A 22,763-nucleotide genomic window follows, 5' to 3' on the forward strand; every position below is an offset into this window, starting at 1 on the left:
AAAGGCGAGCCTTACCTAAAGCAAGAAAGGTCTGCAGTTGAAACTTTTCCAACGCGCCGGAGCACTCCTTGTCTCCGCAGCCACGGTCCTCGGGCTCGCCGCCTGCTCTGGAAGCGACGACAACACCGCCGCGGTGACCGAGACGCAGAACGCCTCCTCGTCCGCCGCACGGAGCGCGGACGCCGTCCACATCACCGACGCCGCCGGGCGCACGCTCGACTTCGAGGCGCGCCCCGAGCGAATCGTGCTCGCCGAGGGCCGCGCGGTGTACGCCACCGCGACCCTGCAGGACAACCCATTCAACAACGTGGTCGCGTACGGCGACGACCTCAACAAGGCGGCCCCGGCCCTGCAGGAAAGGCTGCTCGAGGACTACCCCGAAGCCAAGGATATGCCAATGATCGGCTCCATCCAGAAGGGCGACGTCACCGCTGAGAACCTCCTCGCCCAAAAGCCGGACGTCATCATCATGACGCTCGACCAAAAGAAGGCAAGCGAGGAGAACGGCTTCCTCTCCAACCTCGACGCGCTGGGGATCAAGTACGCGTTCATCGACTTCCGCCAGAAGCCGCTGGAAAATACCACCGTATCGATGACCATGCTGGGCGAGCTCTTGGGCCAGCAGGAGCGCGCGGAGAAGTTCAACGCCTTCTACGACGAGAAGGTGAAGACGATTACAGACCGCGTAGCCAACATCGAGGACCGCCCAGACACGCTGGTGTGGACCGCGGCCGGCTTCCAAGACTGCTGCTCTGTCGCTGGCGACGTCCACCTCGGCACCCTGGTCACGGCCGCGGGCGGCCACAACCTCGGCCCGGAGGTGCTCGGCACGGATTCCACCCAGCTGACGCCAGAAAAGCTCGTAGAGATCAACCCCGAGAAGCTCATCGTCACCGGTGGCGAGTGGGCAAGCGACCCGTCGAAGTCCGAGTCCTACCACCACGTCGAGCTGGGCTACCAAGCGGACGAACAGACCGCGATCGAGTCCTGCTCCGGCCCGCTGAAGATCCCGGGCATTGACCTGCTTGACGCGCCGAAGAACGGTAATTACTTTGCCGTGTACCACCAGTTCTACGACAACCCCTTCAACGTGTTCGCACTCGAGGCCTTTGCCAAGTGGCTCCACCCGGAGGAGTTCGAGGACATGGACCCGGCAGCAGACTTCGAGCAGTTCCACAAGGACTTCCTCCCCTACGAATACAGCGGCGCCTTTTTCGCCGACCCCAACAGTGAAACCTCGTAAATGACCACTTCAACAGCCCTTCGACAGATCGACCCCAACGGCGCAGAGCGCGCCGGGGCAGACGCCCCGGCCTCGGCGGAAACCGCCCGGAACGACGCGATTCGTTCGTACCGGAAGCGTGGGCGTCGAAAAGCACTTGCGATCGTGGGCCTGATTATCGCGGCGGCAGTGAGCTTCCTCATCGCCGTCATCGTCGGCCCGCTGAACCTGTCGCTTGCCGACGTCTGGAACGCCGTCTTCAGCCCGGAAAGCGTCGACGATCAGACGCGGACCGTCATCCGGACGCTGCGGCTGCCCGCGGCCGTGATGGCCGTACTCGTCGGCGCCGCGCTGGGCCTGGCGGGCGGGCAGATGCAGACCATTCTGGATAACCCGCTCGCCGAGCCGTTCACCCTCGGTATCTCTGCGGCGGCCGCATTCGGCGCCGCGGTGTCGATCGTCATGGGCTGGGCCCTCATCCCCAACCCGCAGTTCAACCTGGCGACCATGGCCGCGCTCACCGCGCTGATCGCGGCGCTCATCGTCGCTGCCGCCTCGGTGTGGAAGGGCGCGAACGCGCAGTCGATGATCCTGCTCGGCATCGCGCTGTCTTTCCTCTTCCAGGCGCTCCTCTCGCTCCTGCAGTACGGCGCAAACACCGAGGCGCTGCAACAGATCGTCTTCTGGACCATGGGCTCGCTGCAGCGCGCCAACTGGACCGCCAACATCATCCTCGCCGCCGTCATCGTCTGCGCGATCCCCTTCTGCATCGTCAACGCGTGGCGGCTCACCGCGCTGCGCCTGGGCGAGGACCGCGCCGCCGCGCTCGGCGTCGACGTGCAGCGACTGCGCATTACCACCCTCATCGTCGCCTCTGTGCTGGCCGCGGCCTCGGTCGCGTTCACCGGCATCATCGGCTTCATCGGGCTGGTCGGCCCGCACGTCGCCCGCATGCTCGTCGGCGAAGACCAGAAGTTCTTCCTCCCCGCCGCGGCAGCTGCCGGGTCGATGCTGCTCAGCATCGCGTACGCGGTTTCGCTGTCCATCATCCCCGGGGTGGCCATCCCGATCGGCATCATCACCGCGCTCGTCGGCGTCCCGTTCTTCGTCTTCCTGATTTTCACCCGCGCCCAGCGGAAAGGATAACGCCATGACTATTCAGGCTGATGACCTCACCGTCCAGTACGGCCGCAACACCATCATCGACGCCATGAGCTTCGCCCCGCTCGACGGCGGCAAAGTCGTCGGGCTGCTGGGTCCTAACGCTGCCGGCAAGTCAACCCTGGTGAAGACTCTCGCCGGTGTAAAGAAAGCCGCATCCGGCTCCTGCACCGTCACCATCGACGGCCAGGAAGTCAAGGACAAGGACCGCCCAAACCACGTCGGTTATGTCCCCCAAGACCTACTCTCCGGCGCGTCGCTGACGGCGTTTGAGTCCATCATGATCTCCGCCAACCACGGCGGCAGCACAAGTGGTGACCCCGTCGACGCCACCGCGCGCGTCATGCACCGCCTCAACATCTCCCACCTGGCCGACCGCATGATCACCGCGATGTCCGGCGGCCAGCGCCAGCTCGTTGGCATTGCGCAGATGCTCGTGCGCGAACCGAGCATTTTGCTTCTCGACGAGCCCACCTCCGCCCTCGACCTCCGCCACCAAGTGGAAGTCCTGCGACTGATCCGCGAGGAGATCGCCGGTACCACCAAGCTGGCAATTGTGGCAATCCACGACCTCAACCTCGCGGCCCGCTACTGCGACGAGCTCCTCGTCATGAAGGCCGGGCAGCGCGTCACGCAGGGCCCACCCACCGAGGTGCTCACCCCGGACCTGCTCGACGAGGTCTACGGCATCCGCGCCAAGATCCTCAGCGACTCCGGCGTCCCCGTCATCTGCCCCGTCTAGGCGGGTCAGGTCCTTTATTCACCTACTCGCCGCGCTTGATGTTTTCCATCTTCTTGCCGCGCGCGAGCTCGTCGACAAGCAAGTCCATCATGCGGATCTGGCGCATGAGCTCGTCCTCGACCTCCTCCACGCGCACCCCGCACACCTTGCCGGTGATCAGGTCGGCATTCGGGGTGAGCGTGAGGTCGGCGAAGAATTCTCGCAGCGTCTTCCCCGAGTCCGCGGCCGCGTGGAGCTCGTCCGGTTCGAGGAGCGTGAACCAGCCGAGGACGTCATCGAGTTCCTCGCGTGTGTGGCCCTTGCGCTCCACCTTGGACACATAGTTGCCGTAGATGTCGCCAAACGAATAAGCGAAGACCCGCTCTAACTTTGCCTGTTCGTTCATGCGCGTTTCCCTCTTGCTCCTTAGTGGATCTGTGAGTTCATGTCCGAGTATCCCACGCTAGGCGGATGTGTCGAGGTGTGCCGTGTTCTGCTCATCTTGCGCAGTTCGAGCACCCCAACCATTGCGCGATGCTCAACCACTGAATACACTGTATTCAAACTCACCAAGGGGGCAACCATGGCAACGATGACGATCCGGATGGATGACAACGATGCGGAGCTCGTGCGCAAGTACGCACGCTTCGAAGGAGTCACTCTTTCCGACTTCGCCCGCACTGCGATCTTGGAGAAAATCGAAGACGCGCACGATGTACAGGAGCTTCGCGACGCTCTCGCTCACGACACCGGTGAGCGGTTCAGCCTTGATGACATCCTGGCCGACCTCGATCAGTAGCGCTCCCGATGACCACACCGTCCGGCCACTACAAAGTCGAATTCACGGCCCGCGCACGCAAGCAACTCAAAAAGATGGACCGCTTTGATGCACGGCTCATCGCCACCTGGATCAAAGACAACTTGGAAGGCTGCACCGACCCACGAGCATTCGGGAAAGGGCTCTCCGCGAATCACACCGGAGAGTGGCGCTATCGCGTCGGCGCGTACCGAATCCTCGCCCTCATCAACGAAGGCACAATCACAATCGAGGTGCTTTCAATAGGCCATCGCCGCGAGATCTACCGCGATTAATCGTGCTCACGGTAGGCTCTCCATTCTTCATCGACCCCAGCGCGAACGTAGGGTGGGTGACATGAACGACCTGACTATCGCCCCCGGCCCGGGGATCCCCGGTGGCGCGGTCATCGCTGCCGCCGATCTGACGGAGCGGTTTGCACGATCATCGGGGCCGGGCGGCCAGGGCGTCAACACCACCGACAGCAAGGTCCAGCTTTCCCTCGACATTGCTGCGTGCGCATCGCTTACCGACGCCCAACGTCACCGCATCTTGCGCAACCTCGAACACCGCCTTGACGGCACCGTGCTTACCGTGAGCGCGTCGACGCAACGATCGCAGATTCGTAACCGCGCTGAGGCACGTCGCCGCCTGGCTGCGCTCTTGCGCGAAGCGCTCGCTCCGCCTCCTCCCCCGCGGCGCACAACGAAGCCAACGCGGGGCTCGGTGCGGCGCCATCGAGAGGCGAAGATGCGGCGCTCAGAACTCAAGTCCACGAGGCGGCGCCCCCAGATTCCCTAGCGCTCGCCATAGACTCGCGTTATGCCAAGAACCGACGTGTCCTTCCCCTCCGGGGGCGGCTCCTGCGCCGCGTGGCTGTCTGTCCCCGACTCGGCTCGCCGATGCTTGTGATGGCGCACGGCCTCGGCGGGGTGCGCCAGATGCGTCTCGACGCCTTCGCCGAACGCTTCAGCAGCGCCGGCTACCGCTGCCTGGTGTTCGACTACAGGCACTTCGGTGCCAGCGCAGGCGAGCCGCGGCAGCTGCTTTAGGTGCGCCGCCAACTGGAGGATTGGCGCAACGCAATTACATACGCACGGCAGCTCGACGGCGTCGATCCGGACCGGATCGTCCTGTGGGGCACCTCGTTCGCCGGCGGGCACGCCATCCGCACCGCCGCACGCGACCCGCGGGTTGCGGCCGTGATTTCCCAGTGCCCGTTCACCAACAGGTTCGCATCGACATTTGCGCTCCCGCCGAAGGTGTTGGCCAAGATCGCCGCGCTCGCCGGCATCGAAGCACTGATCCCACCTGGAGACCAGACGCCGTCGGGCATCACCGCCCGCTTCGGCGCCGACATCGTGCGCTACTTCCCCGGCCGCGACGCCCGCAGAATCCAGTGCCCCGCGCACCTCGCGGTGTGCGAGGACGATTCGCTGGCGCCGCCGCGCCCCACCCTGCGGCACGTGCGGAAGGCCCCGAAGGGAGAGGTTCGCATGCAGCCCGGCGGGCACTTCGACATCTACGTCGGCGACGCCTTCGAGCGCAACGTGGCGCAGCAGCTGGATTTCCTCGCGCGATACGTCCCGATAGGCTCCGGGGACGTGGATTAGGCGCTACGCCGAGACAGCTTGGATCGGTTGAATCTGCTCGATCTCGGCGAGGGCCTTATCTTCCGCCAGCTCAATCTCATACTGGTTCTGCAGATTCATCCAGAATATCGGCTCCACCCCAAAATATTTTCCGAGCCTAAGAGCGGTGTCAGCCGTGATTCCACGTTTGCCGTGCACAATCTCGTTAATGCGACGGGGCGGAACCCCGATAGACACAGCAAGCTTGTGCTGAGTGATTCCGAATCCCTCAATGAAGTCTTCTAAGAGAATCTCCCCAGGATGAATCGGCGGGTACAGCTTGTTCGACATGGCATTCCTTAGTGGTAGTCCTCAATGGTCACATGTTCGGGCCCTGCGCCCTTCCAGCGGAATGTAATTCTCCACTGGTTATTCACTCGGATACTAAACGTCCCTTTCCTATCTCCCTTGAGAGCCTCTAGGCGATTCCCGGGCGGTACGCGAAGAGAGTCAAGGGATACAGCAGCGTCGAGCTGGTGGAGCTTCTTGTTCGCCGACTTATGGATCCGAGGATCCAGTTTCGGAACTGGTTCACGCAGGAATACCAGCTCGGTCTCTCGGTTCCCGAACGACTGGATCATGCCTTACCCTATCCCCCCATAACGCAAAGCGTCAATAACGCACAACGTTAAGCTTTAGCTCACCCGAATGCAAGTACACTCCCACCCTACGCAACAACACCGTTTCCGCATTACGGTGACTACCGTGAAGACAATACAAGGGAAGCCGAACAGTGAAGATCAGGTTGATACTTGGGGCACCGAAGCCGAAAATGGCTACGAGATCGAGTTCCTACTTTCTCGCGGGAGAAAACCTCGCGATACAAAACACTCCATTAGGCCGGAAGGCTCTAACTCCGCTCGTACACCAGACAGCGCATTTTAAGCCCCGCCCCTAAAATGATGCTCATGAGCGATCCCAATTTCACGATCCGGCAGATCACCTTCGACTGCAACGATCCCTCAAAGCTCGCCGAGTTTTGGTCCGCCGCAACCGGTTGCGAAATCGCCGCGGATTACGGCGATTTTGTGATGGTTGATTCCACCCCGGCGCTGGGATTTCAGCGCGTTAAGGATCCGACACCTGGGAAAAACCGCATGCACATCGACGTTGGCGGGGCGGAGCGCGAAACTTTTATCGAACGCCTCAAAGACCTAGGCGCTACCGAACTCACCACCCACGAGGCGCCGGGATTGGTGTGGACTGTCATGCAGGACCCGGAAGGCAACGAGTTCTGCGTGGGTAACCCCGGGGCCTAGCTACACATTGAACTTAAACTCGACGGTATGTCGTTGCAAAGTTACTCCCTCTCGTTAACACCATCAAAAGGAGTGTTGTCCAATGAAAGCGTTCGGCTTCTTAAGCTTCGGGCATTACGCCTTCGGCAGCTAGTGCGGGCCATCTGCGGAAAAGATCGCCAAGACTCGTCTGGAGATCACCCAGGCTGCGGACGAAATCGGCGTGAACAACGCGTCCTTCCGAGTCCACCACTTCGCGCTGCAGGCCTCCGCCCCGATGCCGCTGCTGTGTGCTATCGCGGCCACCACCAAGATCATCGAGGTGGGCACCGGCGGCATCGACATGCGCTAGCGCATATCGGGGTTGTAGCGTTTGAGTCATTGACTCCCGCCGTCTACAAGTACCTACACACTTGATCGGTGCTGCACGTTTCAGGATCCGGGTGCGCGGCGTCCTGGCTAAGGTCCGCGATAGTGTCGCGCAGCACGGAGAGCTGCGCGATCTGCTGCTCGATCTCAGCGAGGCGCACGTCAAGCAGGTCGCGCACGTGCTCGCAGGGCGCATGGCCGCCGTCGCGGATGTCGAGGATCTGGCGGATCTGGGCGAGGGTGAGGCCCGCGGCCTGGCCGCGGTGGATGAAGTCGATCCGAGCGACCGTCTCGGGCGCGTAGTCGCGGTATCCGGACGGCGTGCGCTCGGTCGGGGGCAGAAGGCCCTGTTCCTCGTAGAAGCGAAGGGTCTTCGCGGTAGTGCCCGCCCTCTCGGCGAGTTCTCCGATCCACATTGCTGTCTCCCTCCGTGGCCGCGCTTGACCTTCCCCTGCACTGGAAGGTCCAGTATGGCTGAGACAGAGCAGAAAGCCAAGAGTTGACAGGAGTAGCGATGCCTACGAAGTACGATCTCGCCATCATCGGATCGGGAGGCGGCGCGTTCGCCGCTGCGATCCGCGCCAGCACGCTCGGGAAGTCGGTGGTGATGATCGAGCGCGGGACGCTCGGCGGCACCTGCGTGAACACTGGCTGCGTCCCGTCGAAGGCGCTCATTGCCGCGGCCGGCGCGCGGCACGTCGCGGTCGACGCCGCAACCCGGTTCCCCGGGATCGCGACGACGGCGGATCCCGTCGACATGCCCGCGCTGATCGCTGGGAAGCAAGCGTTGGTGGAGTCGCTGCGCGGCGAGAAGTACGCCGACGTGGCCGACTCCTACGGCTGGCAGGTCCTCCGCGGCGACGCCTCGTTCGTGGGCACCCCTGATGCGCCGGTTCTCGATGTTGCCGGATCCGACGGAAGCGTCGAGACCATCGAGGCCCACCGCTACCTGGTCGCGACTGGTTCTCGCCCGTGGGCACCGCCGATTGACGGCCTGGAGGAGACCGGATACCTGACCTCGACCACGGCGATGGAGCTGACGGAGGTCCCCGAGTCGCTGCTGGTGCTCGGCGGCGGCTACGTCGCCCTGGAGCAGGCGCAGCTGTTCGCCCGCCTCGGCTCGCAGGTCACGCTGCTCGTGCGGTCCCGGCTCGCCTCGAAGGAGGAGCCGGAGGTGTCGAAGGCGCTCCAGGAGGTGTTCGCCGACGAGGGCATCCGCGTCGTCAGCCGCGCAGTGCCCACCCGGGTCTCCCGCGGCACGGGAGGCGAGGCCGTCGTGACCGCCGCCTTGTCCGGCGGCTCGCAGGAGTTCCGCGCCGACCAGGTCCTGGTCGCCCTCGGACGCCGTCCCGTCACCGATGGCCTGAACCTCGATGCGGTCGGGGTGAATACCGGAGACTCCGGCGAGGTGGTCGTCTCCGACCGGCTGCAGTCCTCGAACCCGCGGGTCTGGGCCGCGGGCGACGTGACCGGGCACCCCGAGTTCGTCTACGTCGCCGCCCACCACGGCACCCTCGTCGCCGAGAACGCGTTCGCCGACGCCGACCGGTCCGTCGACTACGCCCGCCTGCCGCGGGTGACGTTCACCGGGCCCGCGATCGGCGCGGTCGGGATGACCGAGAAGGACGTCCTCGCCGCGGGGATCCGCTGCGACTGCCGCGTCCTGCCCCTGCACCACGTGCCCCGCGCCTTGGTGAACCGCGACACCCGCGGGTTCATCAAGATCGTCGTGAACGCCGAGACGAACGAGATCCTCGGCCTGACCGCCGTCGCCAAGGACGCCGGGGAGCTCGCCGCCGCAGGCGTCCACGTGCTCGGCAGGACCGTCGCCGAGGTCGTCAACGCCTGGGCCCCCTACCTGACCATGGCCGAGGGCATCCGGATCGCCGCGAAGGCCTTCACCACCGACCCGTCGCTGCTGTCGTGCTGCGCATGAACGGCAACGCAGGCAATCGGGGAGATCTCAGCCTGAAGCAGACGATGAGCGCCGATCAGGACCGCGACGAATGGCGCGCCGGTCCCGTCGTCGCTGCAGTGACCGGGCTGCTCTTGCTGGCATGCTGCGCGCTTCCGTCGCTGCTCTGCTGCGGCCTGCCGTTCATCGCGGCGGGCGGAGCACTCGCAGCCGTCGGTGGGCTCCTCGGTAATCCCTGGATCATCGGTGCCGGGACCGCCGTCGTGATGGCCGTCATGGCAGGGATGCTCGTCAGGCTACGGCGGCGGCACCGGCGCCGCAGGTCTGGCTGCTGCGAAAATCCTTCGACCGCTGATCGGAACCGGTAGTTCGAGCGGATCCAGCGATCACTGCCACCTGCGGAGGCCGCTAAAATCGAAGCCCGACGGGAGAAGGAGGAGCAAAAAGCGTTCGAATCAACCGGTAACGAGGATAATACTGAGGCTGGATCCCGGCCGTCGCGACGCGGTCTCCGCTTCCGCCGAGACGAGAAAGGGTTGTGGGCACCTAGGCTGGGCGGCATGAACGACATGACCATAGCGCCCGGCCCGGGGATCCCCGACGGTGCGGTCATCGCCGCCGATCTCGCGGAGCGTTTCGCGAAATCGTCGACTCCGGGCGGCCAGGGCGTCAACACGACGGACGGCAAAGTCCAGCTTTCCATCGATGTCGCCGAATGCGCATCGCTTACCGACGCCCAGCGTCACCGTATCTCGCGCAACCTCGAGCACCGCCTAGACGGCTCCGTCTTTACCGTGACTGCGTCGACTCAGCGGTCTGTGTTTCGCTAGTGGTCCTCTCGCTTGCACCTGCGACACAGCCTCGTGCCCCCGGGCCGTAGCGTTCGGGGGAGCACAATAGCCCCAGTCCTCATCACGTCCCGGGATCAAAGAGTTCATCGCAGAGGTTAAGCACTACACGTTGAACTTGAACTCGACGGAGTGGCGAAAGAAGGCTACCTCACTCAGTTGTAAGCGATTCGAGAAACCTGAAAAGTGTGCCGCAAGGCGTTTTCTGCTCGGAAAGGCAACCTCCGCAGGCTAGATCGCTCCCCGTCACGAAGAGCTGGCACCGCCGAAGTTGCCCTCACGCCAGATTCGGACTCATTCTCACAGTCAGTCGCGGAACGAAAACCAACTGAGCACGGTCCTGGCTGCAGCTAGAACTGTTGGTGCCGAAACTAAATACCATCTTCTAACCGCTGGCGAAGCACGACTTCTTCTTCATCGCTGAGCCCGGCAAGTCTTTCACCGTGTTGTTCCTCTTCGAATCGCAGCGCATCCGCCAATGTTTCTTTCAACGGGCGAATCCGCAGGCCCGCTTCGTAGGCTGCGGTGCAATCGAGTAGCGCGATGTTGCGAAACTGTTCACCTGGTACCCACAACGGCAACGATTTTGGGCCCATCCACGGGGTTACATCATTAGCGAGAAGCAGTTCATCAGAGCAAGGTCGCTCCGTAGACTCCGATGCGGTTAACTCCCGCGAAATCTTGAACACATCGGACAAGGAAGTAGCAAACCCCGTAGCATTAAAGGTTCCGAAAGTCCCGACTTCTGCGGACTCAACTATCCAGCCTGCAAGGTCTTTCACATCGATCATAGCGACGGGAAACGCCGGGTCTGGGACGATCACGTTCTCACCCGTGGGATGCGCGAAGCGCCACGGATAGTAACCACTGCGCCCTGTTTCGTCGCCGTAGCCGGCGATCAGACCGGGTCGAACTACCATTACCGACCGATTTGTGCTTCGATAAGTCGTTTCGCAAGCAGACTTTGCGGCTGGGTACTGCCCCATGTTCTCCATGTAGTCAATTTCAAGCGGAGCGACTACAGAATCAGACTCGGAAGAAATACTTCCCTGATCCTCATATACGCTGCTCGAAGACACAAATATACGATGCTTGGCCTGGAGTTTCGCCGCCGCATCCCGCGCATGCTTCGGCTGACTCGTCAGATCCACAATGGTGTCCCAAGTTTTCCCCGCAACCTCATCGTACGCACCGTCACGGTCACGGTCTGAACTCACAAATTCGGTTCCGTTGGGAACCTTCCCGTTACCCCGCGCGAGGCAAGTAACTTGATGTCCTCGCTCGACTGCTGCAAACGCAATGTGCCCTCCAAGGAAACCGGTACCACCGAGCAACAAAAAGTTCATGTCCCTAGTTGTACACGAAACCTTCTCACACGTGACCAGTCCTAATCCCAGCGCATCCAAGCTGGAATAAGATGTCAGAGCAGGATTACCCCACCATCTGCCAGAGCTTCTTATTCGGCTAACCTACACATTGAACTTAAATTCCACGGTATGTAGTTGCAAAGTAACTTTCTCGAGAACCTCGCCACCCACGTCGCTCCCGCGTTGGGTGGCAGCCGAACCACAAAGGATCAGTCATCTGCTATCCCATCGACTAATTCTTGCAGGTCGCAGGACCTTCGCGTAACTGTCAGTTCAGCACACTTTGAATAGTTCAGCACACGATGTATTGTTTAGCACATGCTGACTATTGCTTCACGCCTCGACGTCATGAACCGGCTCGGCCGGGCCATGGCGGATCCGACGCGTTCCAGAATCCTGATGACACTACTCGACGGCCCGAGCTACCCGGCCGTACTTTCGCGCGACCTGGGCCTGACCCGCTCAAACGTCTCGAACCACCTGACCTGCCTGCGTGACTGCGGCATCGTCGTTGCCGAGCCGGAGGGCCGCAAGACACGCTACGAAATCGCCGATCCGCACCTCGCGGCAGCGCTCAACGCGCTGGTGAACGCGACGTTGGCTGCCGACGAAAACGCCCCGTGCATCGACCCTGAGTGCTCGGTGCCCGGCTGCGGCGAGAAGGGAGAGGACGCATGAGCTCGGCGTGTGGATGCGAACACGAACCCGCCACGGAGATCGAAGAACTCGATCGGCCATGGTGGAAGGACCCCGAGTTGCTACTGCCGATCTTCTCCGGCGTAGCCCTCTGCGTAGGCCTGGCGCTGGGCTGGTCCGGGCTAGCGACACCCGCGACAGTACTGTTCTGGGTCGGCCTGCTGCTAGGGGCGTATACGTTCGCGCCCGACGCGATCCGAAACCTTGTCACGAAGCGCAAGCTCGGCATTGGTTTGCTGATGACCATCAGCGCGGTCGGCGCGGTAATCCTCGGTTACGTCGGAGAGGCCGCGGCGCTAGCGTTCCTGTACTCGATCGCCGAGGCGCTGGAAGACAAGGCGATGGACCGGGCGCAGGGCGGACTGCGGGCACTGTTGAAGTTGGTACCGCAGACCGCGACGGTGCTGCGCGACGGCACGTCGGTCGAGGTCGCAGCGAAGGACCTCGCGGCTGGCGAGCTTATGCTCGTGCGCCCCGGAGAGCGGATCGCCACGGACGGCATCATTCGGTCTGGGCGCTCCAGCCTTGACACCTCAGCGATCACCGGAGAATCCATTCCGGAGGAGGTTGCGCCCGGCGACGAGGTGCCCGCGGGAGCGATCAACTCCGCCGGTGTGCTGGAAGTCCAGACGACCGCAGCTGGAACGGACAACTCGCTGACCACACTCGTGGACCTGGTCGAGCAGGCGCAGGCGGAAAAGGGCGACCGCGCCCGGATCGCCGACCGGATTGCCCAACCCCTAGTGCCCGGGGTGATGATCCTGGCGGTGCTAGTCGGCGTGATCGGCTCGCTGCTGGGCGACCCCGAGACGTGGATCACCCGTGCGTTGGTGGTTCTGGTCGCAGCGTCGCCGTGCGCGCTGGCAATCTCCGTGCCGCTGACGGTCGTGGCCGCGATCGGCGCGGCCAGCCAGTTCGGCGTGGTCATCAAGTCTGGCGCGGCGTTCGAGCGGCTCGGCGGCATCCGTCACCTGGCGGTGGACAAGACCGGAACCCTCACCCGCAACCAGCCCGAGGTTACCGGCGTGGTCCCGGCAGACAGGTTTGATCGGGCGCAGGTGCTTACTTTCGCGGCGGCAGTTGAGCAGCAATCGACGCACCCCCTCGCCGCGGCGATCGCGGCAGCGGGGCCCGAAGCGCCCGCCGCCCAGGACATCAGCGAGGAAGCCGGGCACGGCATCAGCGGCACCGTCGAAGGCCGACGGGTGCTGGTGGGCAGCCCCCGGTGGATCGACGCCGGGCCACTGAAGGCAGACGTTGAGCGCATGGAGTCCGAAGGCCAGACCTGCGTCCTAGTCACCGTCGATGACGCTCTCGCCGGAGCGATCGGTGTCCGCGACGAGCTGCGTCCCGAGGTTCCCGAAGCCGTGCAGACCCTGCGCGCCAACGATGTGGAAGTGAGCATGCTCACCGGCGACAACACTCGCACCGCCCGGGCGCTGGCTGAAATCGCCGGAATCGACGACGTGCGCGCCGAGCTGCGCCCTGAGGACAAGGCAAGCATCGTCGCCGAATTTTCCTCCAAGACGCCGACGGCGATGATCGGCGACGGCATCAACGACGCGCCGGCACTGGCGGGCGCGACGGTGGGCATTGCGATGGGAGCAACCGGCTCTGACGCCGCGATCGAGTCCGCTGACGTCGCCTTCACTGGCCACGACCTCCGGCTGATCCCGCAGGCGCTGCAGCACGCCCGCCGAGGCAGCAGGATCATCAACCAGAACATCGTGCTGTCTCTGGCCATCATCATCGTGTTGATGCCACTGGCGATCAGCGGTGTGCTGGGCCTGGCCGCCGTCGTGTTGGTTCACGAAGTCGCTGAAGTCATCGTGATCTTGAACGGCCTGCGGGCTGCACGAGCGAAACGCTGAGGCTGTGACCGGCAAGTCTTATAAGAGTTAAACCACGCGCCGAGCGCACACACGTTGGACCAGGCGAGTCATTCGAGTTCACCACCTGGTCCTTCTCGATGCGTGCAGGCACGGGAACTGTGGGTGAACCTAATAGTTCAACGGCCCGATACCGCTTGCAGATTCTACACACGAGGTAGCGGAATGGACCGAGGCCGAACGAAAACCGGAGTTAGAGACAGCGCTCTTCAACCTCCCCCCCAATAACGCGAAGCGTCATTAACACCCCGCGTTACACGTTGAACTTGAACTCGACGGAGTGTCGTCGATAAATAACTATTCGATGCGCAAAGTACAACGAAATACCGCTAGAAACAGACAACATATGGGGGTGCACAGAAACACATATAGGTTCTGCGGAAAACCTATAGGGTGCGTCGCTAAGAACCGCTGTGCGCGAAAAACATAAAGGGTTTACGGACCCGGTCCCAGACCCCTCAATACTCTGAGCCGGAAGAATGGAAAGTGGAAGGTTGATGTATCCCCACTATTTATTTTTTCCGTTTTTCGGAGTACATCGGGAGCTACAACTGCGGACCAGCTCTGTGTGAACTAGATGAGAAGGCGCAGCAGCGAATCATCGACGCTGGACAGTTGGTGCTGCGGGCACGCGAGCGGCACCCCCAGCGGTCACTCGCGGAGCACTACAACCCGTTATCGATGGACCCAATTCTGCTCAAGGCCCACAACAACTTGGACCGGGAAGTCGATAAGGCTTTCGATGTGGCACGCAAACTCACCAACGAGCGCCAGCGCCAGGAGCTACTGTTCGCCAGCTACGGGGAGTTGGCGAGGGGCTATGTCTCCTCGCTTTCATCAAAATCGAAACCACCAGCAGGGTCGTTCCCCGTGCGGGTGATTTTGATCGGTCCCGCTGCTGGGTGTAGAACCCTGTCGCTGGCAACGCCGGGAACTATGACTGTGCCCGACGAGAACACGTCACTGCCATAACGCGGCTCACGGTAGACGAACATGGGTCGTTCACTACTACTGGTGGATTTCGGTTTTGGTGGTGGGGGGATTACCGCCGCCGGCCTCGATTTTTCCGTTGAGGAGGGCGTTGACTACTTCCCGATTGTGAAATGGGCCGATGGCGCGGTGAAGAGGAACCAGTCACCTGGAAGAGATCGATCCAGTCGCTGGTGTGCAATCTGGGAGGTAGGGTTGCGGGGTCGATTCCTCGCGAGCGCAACCATGATTGTGTCTCTGAACGTGATGAAAACAACCCTGCCCTTCGGAGAATTTCCCCTATCCCGCGTCCCCGGGCGGTGAAAACGGTGTGCACCATCGCCTGAAAGGCTTTGCGTTGCTCTATCGGGATCTTCGGGTCACCCACCCGGCGGATCACTAAGATCCCCCCGTCAACGTTTGGCTGTGGCCGGAAAGCAGACCTTGGTACTCGGGAACCAAGGTGAAACGTGAACCATGGGGACCACTGAGCTGTCATCATCGTGCTTGCACCTACCCCGGCCCGGCGGCGAGCGACTTCCCACTGCATGAGGAGTACAGCGGCAGTCCATGCCGGCGCATGCAACAACTTTCGAAGAATGGCAGTGGTGAGGTGAAAGGGAATGTTTCCCACAATGACGCAGGGAGTGGCGGGTAACGGGAAGTTGAGGAAATCATCATGGACCACTTCGACCGACGCCGAGGCGGTCTTTTTTGTGAGTTTGGCAGCTAGTTTTGCGTCTACCTCAACTGCCGTTATTGCCCTCCCCAAGTGGGATATCGGGTGAGTGAGGGCACCGCTTCCTGGCCCGATCTCAATGATGGGGCCGGAGGTTTGTTTTACAAGATCGACGATGGAGTTGATGATCTTGTGGTCTGTGAGAAAATTTTGGCCATGTTCGTGACGGCCGTATCCGTATGTAGACATCAGGTGTGCTCCGTGGAGTTGAAACGGAGCCGGGCATGGCAAATGGCCGCCCGGCTAAAGGACCGGAGCGGTTTCTAACCTGCGGGAGGGAGAAAACCGCCTTAGCGGCTGGTGAGCGGCCGCATGAAAACGGAACCTGAAATCAACATGGGCCTATCGTATCCAATTAATTTCGCAGGGTCCAATACGGTGAGAAAGAAGACAACCGCACCGCAACAGTGCAAGACCTCTCTGGATTGGAATTTAATTGAACATGGGTTTGGGGTACGACGCGCCCTACTCGGAGTGGCACGGACACTACGGCTGCGCGCCCACACACAACAGTAAAGAGCTCGGCAATGCACAGACACGTAACGAGAGCGCCACAAATGTATGTACGTTTAAGTTACAGCATCGACACTGACGCTCCACATGGAGGGACGGCCGCAGCCCTGCAGCAAGCACACGGCAGGGTGTCTGCTTCGGGCGACGTGAAATTACGCAGAAAAATACGAAACACATCACCGCAGGTCACGGTAGGTATTTGCGGGTCATTTCGTAATCTCGTAAACGAAAAGAACAAAACTACGAAACACAAAAACATACGTTGAGCAGCGTAAATGGTTTTCGTTTCGTAATTTTTCCACTTTTTGAAGAAAATCTAAATAAGAAGAGACACCTTGATTGCGATTGTGTCCCGTGTCACATAGCTGCAACCCCTGCAGCGTGCCCTCAACGAGGACGCTCTGTGTCGTAGACATGTGCCTGCAATGCGTGTCTGTGTCTCTCTCTTAAAAGGTTTGGGTCGAAATACCGCAAAATTACGAAACACCGCCGAAATGTGACGTGTCTATGCAGGTCACAGCGTTATCGCGTGTTTCGTAGTTTTGTTCTTTTCGTTTGCGGAAATCACGAAACCGCAGGTAGAGCGTTTCGTAATTTTTTCGTATTTTGATCGGCAAATTACGAAACGAGGTCAAAACTACGAAACGAGCGCGCTACAGACGTGTCTCAGGTCATAAAAAGGCGCGCCCCTTGCGTGTCACCGTGACGCAGCATCCCGGCCGTGTCACATAGCTACAACCCCTGCAGCGTGCCCTCAATGAGGACGGTCTATGTCGTAGACATGTGCCCGTAATGTGTGTCTGTGTCTCTCCCTTAAAAGGTTTGGGTCGAAATGCCGCAAAATTACGAAACATCCCCGAAATGTGACGTGTCTGTGCAGGTCACAGCGTTATCGCGTGTTTCGTAATTTGGTTTTCCGATTTTCGTAGTTCTACGAAACCGCAGGTAGAGCGTTTCGTAATTTTTTCGTATTTTGATCGGCAAATTACGAAACGAGGTCAAAACTACGAAACGAGCACACTATAGACGTGTCACAGGTCACAAAAAGGCGCGCCCCTTGCGTGTCACCATGCCGCCACACAACAGCTGCCCCACCACAACACCCCAGCCGTGCCACGTGGCGTGTAGAAACGTGCTCGGTTCGATTCGTAAAGATTAGGTCGCAGGCTATTGTGCGCGACGCATAAGTTCCGTACGATGGCCCCCAGACCGTATGTGGCGTTTTAATTCGTTTTTGGTTTAGCCAGCCGCATACGGGGGATAACCCCGAGGATAATTCATAAAGAGACAGCCTCTCGACCGTGATAGGCGCGGTTCCTCCGACGAGATAGACCGGTCGGCAACGGCATTGCCAACCACAAAAGCGGTCAGGTAGGGAGTAAGCGCTCCCGTAAAGCGATGGGACGGCAGACCACCGTTCTAGCGAGTTGAGCACGGCACTCCAAGCCGCCTGAATAGCAAGCCGGTAAAGCACCCCGCTCCGGGACAGATCAATCTGCCCAGGAGCGTTTTTCTATGTCCGAAAAGGACACGACTACCGCCGTCGCGCCACGCTTTTACACGCTGCAGGAACTCGCCGATCTCGGCGTCGGCTCCGAGTCCACGTTGCGAAAAGCTATTAAAGAGGGCCGTCTTTCATTCCACCGTTTCGGCACCGCCTATCGGATTCGCCAAGACGATCTCGACGCCTACCTCGCGGCCGCACGCCGCCCTGCCCCGCAGCTATTCGACGGCTTCGTCGATGCCGTCGTGAATGCAGCGCCCCAACTGACAGATGAGCAGCGCCAGCAGCTCGTCACGGTGCTGGGCGGTGTGAAGCACTAATGCGGACAAACCCGCCTACGACGAGATCCCGCCGCTTAGCTCAGCTAGTCAGGCTGGGTCTTGAACTGAGTGCGAGGGCTGATGGGTGATGGCCGTGCTACTACACACGCGCGCTCCACCGTCGTGCCCCGAGTCCAAATAAACAGTTCATTCAACCAAGGAGAACAAACCATGTCTTTCAGAGACGATTACGCAGCAGCGCTGCGCGATGAGCAGCAAGCAAAAGATACCGTGAACGAGGCGCGCCGTGCACACAAAGCGACAAAGGAGCGCCTTGCGCAGTTGCGCAAGTATGCCGAAGAGTTCGAGGTGAATCTCGACGGTGACAAGTCCGCCAGCACCGAAGGGGACGGTGACAAGTCCGCCAGCACCGAAGGGGACGGTGACAAGTCCGCCAGCACCGAAGGGGACAGCGATACACCTGAGAACGGTGACGGCGACACGCCTGAGAGCACCGAGGGCAGTAAGCCGAAGCGGCATCTAGAAGTTGTACCCGACTAACCCTTTAGCCGTACACGCAATCACCTCATGTGTGTACGGCCACGCGGCGTGACGACGTACAGCCGTCACGTTTGATGTCGCCACACACCCCGCTCGCAAGGGCGGGGTTTTCGCGTGTGTGCGGGTGGCTGCGGCACCGCTACACGTGACACTGTCACGATGCTTGCGCCGGTATCGGCGACGGGGCATATACACGTCTGCCCCGTCGCCTGGATCATCCGCCACATGGCTGGCGGTATGTCGCGCTGCTGTTATGCGCGGTTCTGGCCGGCATAGTCTTGTGTGGACTTGAAATATGCCGAAGACGGGGCCGTGGGTGCAGCAAAGACAGCAGCGTGGACAGAGCAGATTTCAGCAGCTGTGCTGCTGAAGATGCAACCGCGACGGCAGATGGTATGCGGCGCATGCCGCATCATGCCGCGTCGGTAGAAACGTTGATGTTCATCACGGCACGCTTGCCGTGATGGAGCGTTTCGTGATGACCCAAACACGACACACAGATGCTGGCATATCCGACTGTATATCGACAAGATATATCGGATTGCCGGCAGTGTCGTGACGTAAAGCATGGGTCATCACACAAGGTGCAGCGCCAGCTGCACTATTGGGCACCTTGACCGGAGCGCAGCGGAGGGAAAGGTAGACCCAGCCAGACCGAGCGAGCGAGGTCTGAGTCTGGGGCTATGAGGGGCGGCGCGCCAGCGCCGGGCACCGGGTTATGCGAGCGCCAGCGAGTAGTAATACCCGGTGCAGTGCCTCGGCTATGCCGAGCGCCGGAGCGCAGCGGAGGCGTCGCACCCCCTTATGCCCTTTTCCCCCTTCTACCCCTATAACGACAAACATATAGGGGTTTTGACACAGAAGGGGGCTGCGACCTGCGTGTTTCGGGTCTTTATGCGGTCTTCGACCCTTACCCGAAACGGCCCGTTGATGCGCGAAGCGCACATGGTGCCTACACAAAATCTGCAGGTCGCCACGCTGTGCGCACCACATACGGCGTCAGTCGTTGTATGTCGGTCTTAAAGTAAGGGCCGATGACGGGTGGAAACGCCGCTTGCGGCGTCTTCCCGCGTCATCGCGCACGCCGTGTGCAACGTGAGCTTGCGAACGTGCCACGGCGTCGAACCGAACGGCAAGACCGACATCGTTAACGTGGTGCGCACAGCCACACCCTGCACTCTGGCACCGCCGCTAGGCGGTCATTGCAGGGTGGTGAACATCCCGCAGCGAGCCATCCGCCGCAAGGCGGTGTTGATGCTGCTGCGGGGGTCAACGACACGGGCTGAGTAACACACTCCATATCGGCCCGTGCTACAAGCACACTATCGGTGCAGACGTATCACGTTCGCGGCGGCCATATGCGCGCAAGCGCATGTAACAGACACCGCCAGCGACGTGTGTTTCGCGAGCGCCCGCTCGCAGCAGATCCAGCGGCAGCTGTTGATGCAAATGTGTAGCGCCGCGACTCGATTGGTTCATCTTTGTGGCAGCGGCTGTACGGCCCTGTGGCGGCCGTAGACGCCTCGGATGGACGGAGTGCGCGTGCAGAAGAACAGTTTCGAGACGTCGCTGTTCGTCGTGTATCTGCCGAAGTCGATGTGCAAGGAGATCCCCGACTACTACACCAGTGAGGTGGACGGGCGCGAAGTGAAACGTCCGCGCTATGCAGCCCGCGACTACGAAGAAGCAATGATGTACCCCGAAGAGTCAATGCGTTGGCTCGCCGAGAACTTCATTCCCGGCGGTATCGACGCAGTCGCTGGCGGTGATATGAACTTCGACGAATCAACGCCACACATCCAGTTCCAGGCGGATACGTTCTCACCGAAGCCCGAAGATCCCGACAAGCTCCGTTGCCGCCCCGGCATCGCGTACAACACTGACACCTCAGTGCGGTACACATCCGGCCCGAAGAAGGGCAAGCAGATCTCGGGTAACCAGAAGTTCATCGACGCGCAACGGGGCCTGCGCGAACACATGCACTCGCTGGGCTATCCGGTGGAACTGGAAGTCTCCGAGCGGCATGACGAGTCGTTGAACCTCGGACGCTACGCAGAACAACAAGACCGGGAGCGCGACCTCGCCAAGCGCGAGGATGATGTGGAAGTCAAGAAGCGATCCGTGCAGCGCGATATGGACGCAATTGATCGTGACCGCGAGCAAACAGCAAAAGAACTTGAACAGGCAAAAGCTGCCAACGAAAAAGCGCAAGGTGTGTTGCAGCACGCCGAAGAACAGGCTCGCGCTGTTGCCGAGCGTGTGCTCAACGAGGCACGTGAGAAGGCAGAGCAAGAAGCCGAGCAGATCCGCAGTGACGCGCGCGAGAAGGCCAAGCAAGAAGCCGAGCAGACCATGGGCCTTGCCGAAGCGCAAGCAGACGAGCTGCTCGAACGAGCCGAAGAGACTGCACAGGCCAAGGCGGGCGAGATTACAGCCGCAGCCCGCAGCGAAGCGGAGTCGATCACACGCCAAGCCGACGAGGCCCGTAAGCAGGCTGAGCGCGACGCTGAGACGATCCGCAGCGAAGCACGAGATGAGGCCACAAGCATCCGCGACGAGGCCACGCGCGACGCTGCAGTAACGCGCACGGATGCCCGCGATGAGGCTGATCAGATCCGCCGCAACGCGCACACGGACGCCGAAGATGAAGCAGCCATCATCATCGAAGAAGCGGTGAAGTCAGGACAGCAGTTGGAGCATCTGGACAAGAAGTTCCTGGTGCAAGAACTGCATCGCAGCCCGGAGCTGCTTGAGCGCTACACGCTGTTCAAGCAGTCGCAGACCTCAGGCAAGAAGGGCGGGGCGCAGCAACGTGCGCGCGAGCGTATCGAGAAGCGCCGCCAGCAGCAACAGCAGCGTGATCGTGACGGCGGTATGGAGCTTTAGCAGCTCACCATGCGCTCTGCACGCCCGTCTGCGGGCCGTACAGGGCGCCGTCGGCGTCGTCGGTCATCTGCGGTATGAAACCGCTGAGATTCGGCGAAAATCGAAGAAATCTCGGCTAAGCGGGGCCAAGTGTCACTACGTTGCGCAGCGAATTGGCCGGTTAAGTGGCGGAGATATTGCGCAGCGCGTCGGTGTGTACGACGGCGCATGTGCTGCACAGCAAACATGCCAGCACACAGACCTGCAGAATGTCGTTGTCATCCTGTTGCGCAGTAAAGGTGTCAATAGGATGACAAACCACTTCACTGCCCAATTCACATGTCATTAAAGTGACAGGGCATTTGATTGCGCAGTAAACGTGTCGATGAAATGGGTGCCCAATACACAGTGCAACCTACGTGTTAATGAAATGTCACAGACACTACATAGTGCAGTGAGTTGCGCAGCAGAAACGCCAGTAAAAGCACCGCACCACTGCACCGTAAAACTGCACAAGTGATTCGCAGCAAATTGGCGTGTGAAATGGTTGAAAAAATAACCCCGCAGCGTATGCGGGGTTCATCCACGATTACAATTGCAACCGGGCTCACACTGCTATCGGAGGGTTAACTCCCCCTGCAACGCGTTCACAACGTCACGGGGAAGTACAGCTAGCGTGGGAGACGGGAATGTCACCACCACCACTATTCGGAGGTAAAACCATGACCCGCATCGCCATCATCGTCGGCAGCACCCGCCCCAACCGCCTGGCACCCCAGGTCGCCGAATGGGTGCACGAGCACGCGCAGCAGCACGGCGGCGCCGAGTTCGAGCTCGTGGACATCGCCCGACCAGAACCTGCCCCTGCTGGATGAGCCCATGCCCCCGGCCATGGGCCAGTACTCGAAGGATCACACCAAGGCCTGGGCCGAGAAGATCGCCTCCTACGACGGCTTCGTCTTCGTCACCCCGGAGTACAACCACTCCGTGCCCGCCGCACTGAAGAACGCCGTGGACCTCCTGTACGCGGAGTGGAACAACAAGGCCATCGGCTTCGTCAGCTACGGCAGCGCCGGCGGCACCCGCTCCGTGGAGGCGTGGCGGCTGATCGCCGCGGAACTGCAGATGGCCGACGTCCGCGCCCAGGTGTTCCTGCCCTTCAGCTCCGACTTCGAGGACATGTCGAAGTTCACCCCGACCGAAGGCGCCACCGGCGCTCTCACCGATGTGTTCAACCAGGTCACCGCCTGGTCGGAGGCGCTCAAGACGCTGCGCGGCTGACCGGTAGTTGGTCTGAACCAGGCCGAACGCGGCGAGAAACCTGTGGTTTCCCGCCGCGTTGTCGTTCGTTGCTCGCCTCAATGCCGAGCCGTTCGAGTTCTTCCGGATTGCCCCGCATCTCCCGGACCACCTCGGGCGTGCGGCTCTCAGTCGAGGATCTCCTCCACTGCCCGTAAACCGCTTGTCCGTCAGGTCGGGGTCGTCCTCGAAGGGGACCG

The 22,763-nt window shown here is 61.1% G+C and carries 21 protein-coding genes and 4 pseudogenes; 19 read left to right on the forward strand and 6 right to left on the reverse strand.

What is annotated here, in order from left to right; translation table 11 throughout:
* The first annotated feature begins 37 nt into the window (after window positions 1-37).
* From CKJ84_RS01200 to CKJ84_RS01210, 3 genes are read left to right on the forward strand one after another with little or no spacing between them, the layout of a single operon-like run.
* Complete coding sequence (locus CKJ84_RS01200) at window positions 38-1,243, forward strand: ABC transporter substrate-binding protein (RefSeq protein ID WP_095545694.1); 1,206 nt, start codon at window positions 38-40, stop codon at window positions 1,241-1,243.
* Complete coding sequence (locus tag CKJ84_RS01205) at window positions 1,244-2,368, forward strand: iron ABC transporter permease (protein WP_095545695.1); 1,125 nt, start codon at window positions 1,244-1,246, stop codon at window positions 2,366-2,368.
* Between the two features lie 4 nt (window positions 2,369-2,372).
* Window positions 2,373-3,125: an ABC transporter ATP-binding protein gene (locus CKJ84_RS01210; RefSeq protein WP_095545696.1), complete on the forward strand. Its 753-nt coding sequence runs from the start codon at window positions 2,373-2,375 to the stop codon at window positions 3,123-3,125.
* 22 nt (window positions 3,126-3,147) lie between these two features.
* Here CKJ84_RS01210 and CKJ84_RS01215 read toward each other — a convergent pair whose 3' ends face one another.
* Window positions 3,148-3,510 carry a DUF2200 family protein gene (locus CKJ84_RS01215; protein WP_095545697.1) on the reverse strand — a complete coding sequence of 121 codons (363 nt, stop codon included), beginning with the start codon at window positions 3,508-3,510 and terminating at the stop codon, window positions 3,148-3,150.
* 177 nt (window positions 3,511-3,687) lie between these two features.
* Between CKJ84_RS01215 and relB the strand changes: the two genes are divergently transcribed.
* The 4 genes and pseudogenes from relB to CKJ84_RS01235 all read left to right on the forward strand — a co-directional run bounded on the left by relB (window position 3,688) and on the right by CKJ84_RS01235 (window position 5,513).
* Window positions 3,688-3,903, forward strand: coding sequence for a type II toxin-antitoxin system RelB family antitoxin (gene relB / locus CKJ84_RS01220; protein WP_165765475.1), 216 nt, complete (start codon window positions 3,688-3,690; stop codon window positions 3,901-3,903).
* A gap of 8 nt (window positions 3,904-3,911) precedes the next feature.
* Entirely contained in the window at window positions 3,912-4,196 is a 285-nt protein-coding gene (locus tag CKJ84_RS01225) for a type II toxin-antitoxin system RelE/ParE family toxin (RefSeq protein WP_095545698.1), read from the forward strand.
* 61 nt (window positions 4,197-4,257) lie between these two features.
* Complete coding sequence (gene arfB, locus CKJ84_RS01230) at window positions 4,258-4,701, forward strand: alternative ribosome rescue aminoacyl-tRNA hydrolase ArfB (RefSeq protein WP_095545699.1); 444 nt, start codon at window positions 4,258-4,260, stop codon at window positions 4,699-4,701.
* Between the two features lie 21 nt (window positions 4,702-4,722).
* Window positions 4,723-5,513 (forward strand): annotated as a pseudogene (locus CKJ84_RS01235) (alpha/beta hydrolase).
* A 3-nt stretch (window positions 5,514-5,516) separates the two neighbouring features.
* Here the strand turns inward: CKJ84_RS01235 and CKJ84_RS01240 are convergent.
* Entirely contained in the window at window positions 5,517-5,822 is a 306-nt protein-coding gene (locus tag CKJ84_RS01240; protein WP_095537046.1) for a HigA family addiction module antitoxin, read from the reverse strand.
* Between the two features lie 8 nt (window positions 5,823-5,830).
* Window positions 5,831-6,112 carry a type II toxin-antitoxin system RelE/ParE family toxin gene (locus CKJ84_RS01245; protein ID WP_095537047.1) on the reverse strand — a complete coding sequence of 94 codons (282 nt, stop codon included), beginning with the start codon at window positions 6,110-6,112 and terminating at the stop codon, window positions 5,831-5,833.
* 327 nt (window positions 6,113-6,439) lie between these two features.
* On the opposite strand from CKJ84_RS01245, the gene CKJ84_RS01250 reads away from it, so the two are divergent.
* On the forward strand, window positions 6,440-6,790 hold the full coding sequence (locus CKJ84_RS01250) for a VOC family protein (RefSeq protein WP_095537048.1): 351 nt from the start codon (window positions 6,440-6,442) through the stop codon (window positions 6,788-6,790).
* Window positions 6,791-6,872: 82 nt separating this feature from the next.
* A pseudogene (locus tag CKJ84_RS12665) lies at window positions 6,873-7,118 on the forward strand (alkane 1-monooxygenase); the annotation flags it as partial.
* A gap of 46 nt (window positions 7,119-7,164) precedes the next feature.
* Here CKJ84_RS12665 and CKJ84_RS01260 read toward each other — a convergent pair.
* A complete protein-coding gene (locus tag CKJ84_RS01260; protein ID WP_005290994.1) occupies window positions 7,165-7,554 on the reverse strand; it encodes a heavy metal-responsive transcriptional regulator in 390 nt (129 codons plus the stop codon).
* A gap of 98 nt (window positions 7,555-7,652) precedes the next feature.
* Between CKJ84_RS01260 and merA the strand changes: the two genes are divergently transcribed.
* From merA to CKJ84_RS01275, 3 genes and pseudogenes are all read left to right on the forward strand, one after another.
* Window positions 7,653-9,074 (forward strand): mercury(II) reductase, encoded by a 1,422-nt coding sequence (merA, locus tag CKJ84_RS01265; RefSeq protein WP_095545700.1) that lies wholly within the window; start codon window positions 7,653-7,655, stop codon window positions 9,072-9,074.
* Complete coding sequence (locus CKJ84_RS01270) at window positions 9,071-9,421, forward strand: hypothetical protein (protein ID WP_095546369.1); 351 nt, start codon at window positions 9,071-9,073, stop codon at window positions 9,419-9,421. The genes merA and CKJ84_RS01270 overlap by 4 nt, the downstream gene beginning before the upstream one ends.
* Window positions 9,422-9,613: 192 nt before the next feature.
* A pseudogene (locus tag CKJ84_RS01275) lies at window positions 9,614-10,003 on the forward strand (peptide chain release factor I).
* A gap of 269 nt (window positions 10,004-10,272) precedes the next feature.
* Here the strand turns inward: CKJ84_RS01275 and CKJ84_RS01280 are convergent.
* Entirely contained in the window at window positions 10,273-11,247 is a 975-nt protein-coding gene (locus CKJ84_RS01280; RefSeq protein WP_005291014.1) for an NAD-dependent epimerase/dehydratase family protein, read from the reverse strand.
* A gap of 339 nt (window positions 11,248-11,586) precedes the next feature.
* Between CKJ84_RS01280 and CKJ84_RS01285 the strand changes: the two genes are divergently transcribed.
* The 3 genes from CKJ84_RS01285 to CKJ84_RS12415 all read left to right on the forward strand — a co-directional run bounded on the left by CKJ84_RS01285 (window position 11,587) and on the right by CKJ84_RS12415 (window position 14,825).
* Complete coding sequence (locus CKJ84_RS01285; protein WP_095545701.1) at window positions 11,587-11,946, forward strand: helix-turn-helix transcriptional regulator; 360 nt, start codon at window positions 11,587-11,589, stop codon at window positions 11,944-11,946.
* On the forward strand, window positions 11,943-13,835 hold the full coding sequence (locus CKJ84_RS01290; protein ID WP_005291011.1) for a cation-translocating P-type ATPase: 1,893 nt from the start codon (window positions 11,943-11,945) through the stop codon (window positions 13,833-13,835). The genes CKJ84_RS01285 and CKJ84_RS01290 overlap by 4 nt, the downstream gene beginning before the upstream one ends.
* A 636-nt stretch (window positions 13,836-14,471) precedes the next feature.
* Window positions 14,472-14,825, forward strand: a complete 354-nt coding sequence (locus CKJ84_RS12415) for a type IIL restriction-modification enzyme MmeI (RefSeq protein WP_016423158.1) — start codon at window positions 14,472-14,474, stop codon at window positions 14,823-14,825.
* Window positions 14,826-14,895: 70 nt separating this feature from the next.
* On the opposite strand, the gene erm is transcribed toward CKJ84_RS12415, so the two are convergent.
* Complete coding sequence (gene erm / locus CKJ84_RS01300; protein ID WP_016456425.1) at window positions 14,896-15,750, reverse strand: 23S ribosomal RNA methyltransferase Erm; 855 nt, start codon at window positions 15,748-15,750, stop codon at window positions 14,896-14,898.
* Between the two features lie 1,839 nt (window positions 15,751-17,589).
* Here erm and CKJ84_RS01305 point away from each other — a divergent pair.
* From CKJ84_RS01305 to CKJ84_RS01320, 4 genes and pseudogenes are all read left to right on the forward strand, one after another.
* A complete protein-coding gene (locus CKJ84_RS01305) occupies window positions 17,590-17,898 on the forward strand; it encodes a helix-turn-helix domain-containing protein (RefSeq protein ID WP_024058948.1) in 309 nt (102 codons plus the stop codon).
* Between the two features lie 171 nt (window positions 17,899-18,069).
* Entirely contained in the window at window positions 18,070-18,399 is a 330-nt protein-coding gene (locus tag CKJ84_RS01310) for a hypothetical protein (RefSeq protein WP_095545702.1), read from the forward strand.
* 1,542 nt (window positions 18,400-19,941) lie between these two features.
* A complete protein-coding gene (locus CKJ84_RS01315; protein WP_231699088.1) occupies window positions 19,942-21,285 on the forward strand; it encodes a hypothetical protein in 1,344 nt (447 codons plus the stop codon).
* A gap of 701 nt (window positions 21,286-21,986) precedes the next feature.
* Window positions 21,987-22,545: pseudogene (locus tag CKJ84_RS01320) on the forward strand (NADPH-dependent FMN reductase).
* The last annotated feature ends 218 nt before the right edge of the window (window positions 22,546-22,763 follow it).

The organism is Corynebacterium sp. NML 120412 (assembly GCF_002285155.1).
Classification (GTDB): Bacteria; Actinomycetota; Actinomycetes; order Mycobacteriales; family Mycobacteriaceae; genus Corynebacterium; species Corynebacterium gottingense.

Bases quoted from the DNA above. Each gene is read 5' to 3' on its own strand.
- CKJ84_RS01210 (WP_095545696.1), top strand. From the start codon at position 2,373: ATGACTATTCAGGCTGATGACCTCACCGTCCAGTACGGCCGCAACACC.
- CKJ84_RS01305 (WP_024058948.1), top strand. From the start codon at position 17,590: ATGTCCGAAAAGGACACGACTACCGCCGTCGCGCCACGCTTTTACACG.
- merA (WP_095545700.1), top strand. From the start codon at position 7,653: ATGCCTACGAAGTACGATCTCGCCATCATCGGATCGGGAGGCGGCGCG.
- relB (WP_165765475.1), top strand. From the start codon at position 3,688: ATGGCAACGATGACGATCCGGATGGATGACAACGATGCGGAGCTCGTG.
- CKJ84_RS01280 (WP_005291014.1), bottom strand. From the start codon at position 11,247: ATGAACTTTTTGTTGCTCGGTGGTACCGGTTTCCTTGGAGGGCACATT.
- CKJ84_RS01285 (WP_095545701.1), top strand. From the start codon at position 11,587: ATGCTGACTATTGCTTCACGCCTCGACGTCATGAACCGGCTCGGCCGG.
- CKJ84_RS01310 (WP_095545702.1), top strand. From the start codon at position 18,070: ATGTCTTTCAGAGACGATTACGCAGCAGCGCTGCGCGATGAGCAGCAA.
- CKJ84_RS01215 (WP_095545697.1), bottom strand. From the start codon at position 3,510: ATGAACGAACAGGCAAAGTTAGAGCGGGTCTTCGCTTATTCGTTTGGC.
- CKJ84_RS01245 (WP_095537047.1), bottom strand. From the start codon at position 6,112: ATGATCCAGTCGTTCGGGAACCGAGAGACCGAGCTGGTATTCCTGCGT.
- CKJ84_RS01270 (WP_095546369.1), top strand. From the start codon at position 9,071: ATGAACGGCAACGCAGGCAATCGGGGAGATCTCAGCCTGAAGCAGACG.
- CKJ84_RS01225 (WP_095545698.1), top strand. From the start codon at position 3,912: ATGACCACACCGTCCGGCCACTACAAAGTCGAATTCACGGCCCGCGCA.
- CKJ84_RS01240 (WP_095537046.1), bottom strand. From the start codon at position 5,822: ATGTCGAACAAGCTGTACCCGCCGATTCATCCTGGGGAGATTCTCTTA.
- CKJ84_RS01250 (WP_095537048.1), top strand. From the start codon at position 6,440: ATGAGCGATCCCAATTTCACGATCCGGCAGATCACCTTCGACTGCAAC.
- CKJ84_RS01205 (WP_095545695.1), top strand. From the start codon at position 1,244: ATGACCACTTCAACAGCCCTTCGACAGATCGACCCCAACGGCGCAGAG.
- CKJ84_RS01290 (WP_005291011.1), top strand. From the start codon at position 11,943: ATGAGCTCGGCGTGTGGATGCGAACACGAACCCGCCACGGAGATCGAA.
- CKJ84_RS01260 (WP_005290994.1), bottom strand. From the start codon at position 7,554: ATGTGGATCGGAGAACTCGCCGAGAGGGCGGGCACTACCGCGAAGACC.
- erm (WP_016456425.1), bottom strand. From the start codon at position 15,750: ATGTCTACATACGGATACGGCCGTCACGAACATGGCCAAAATTTTCTC.
- arfB (WP_095545699.1), top strand. From the start codon at position 4,258: ATGAACGACCTGACTATCGCCCCCGGCCCGGGGATCCCCGGTGGCGCG.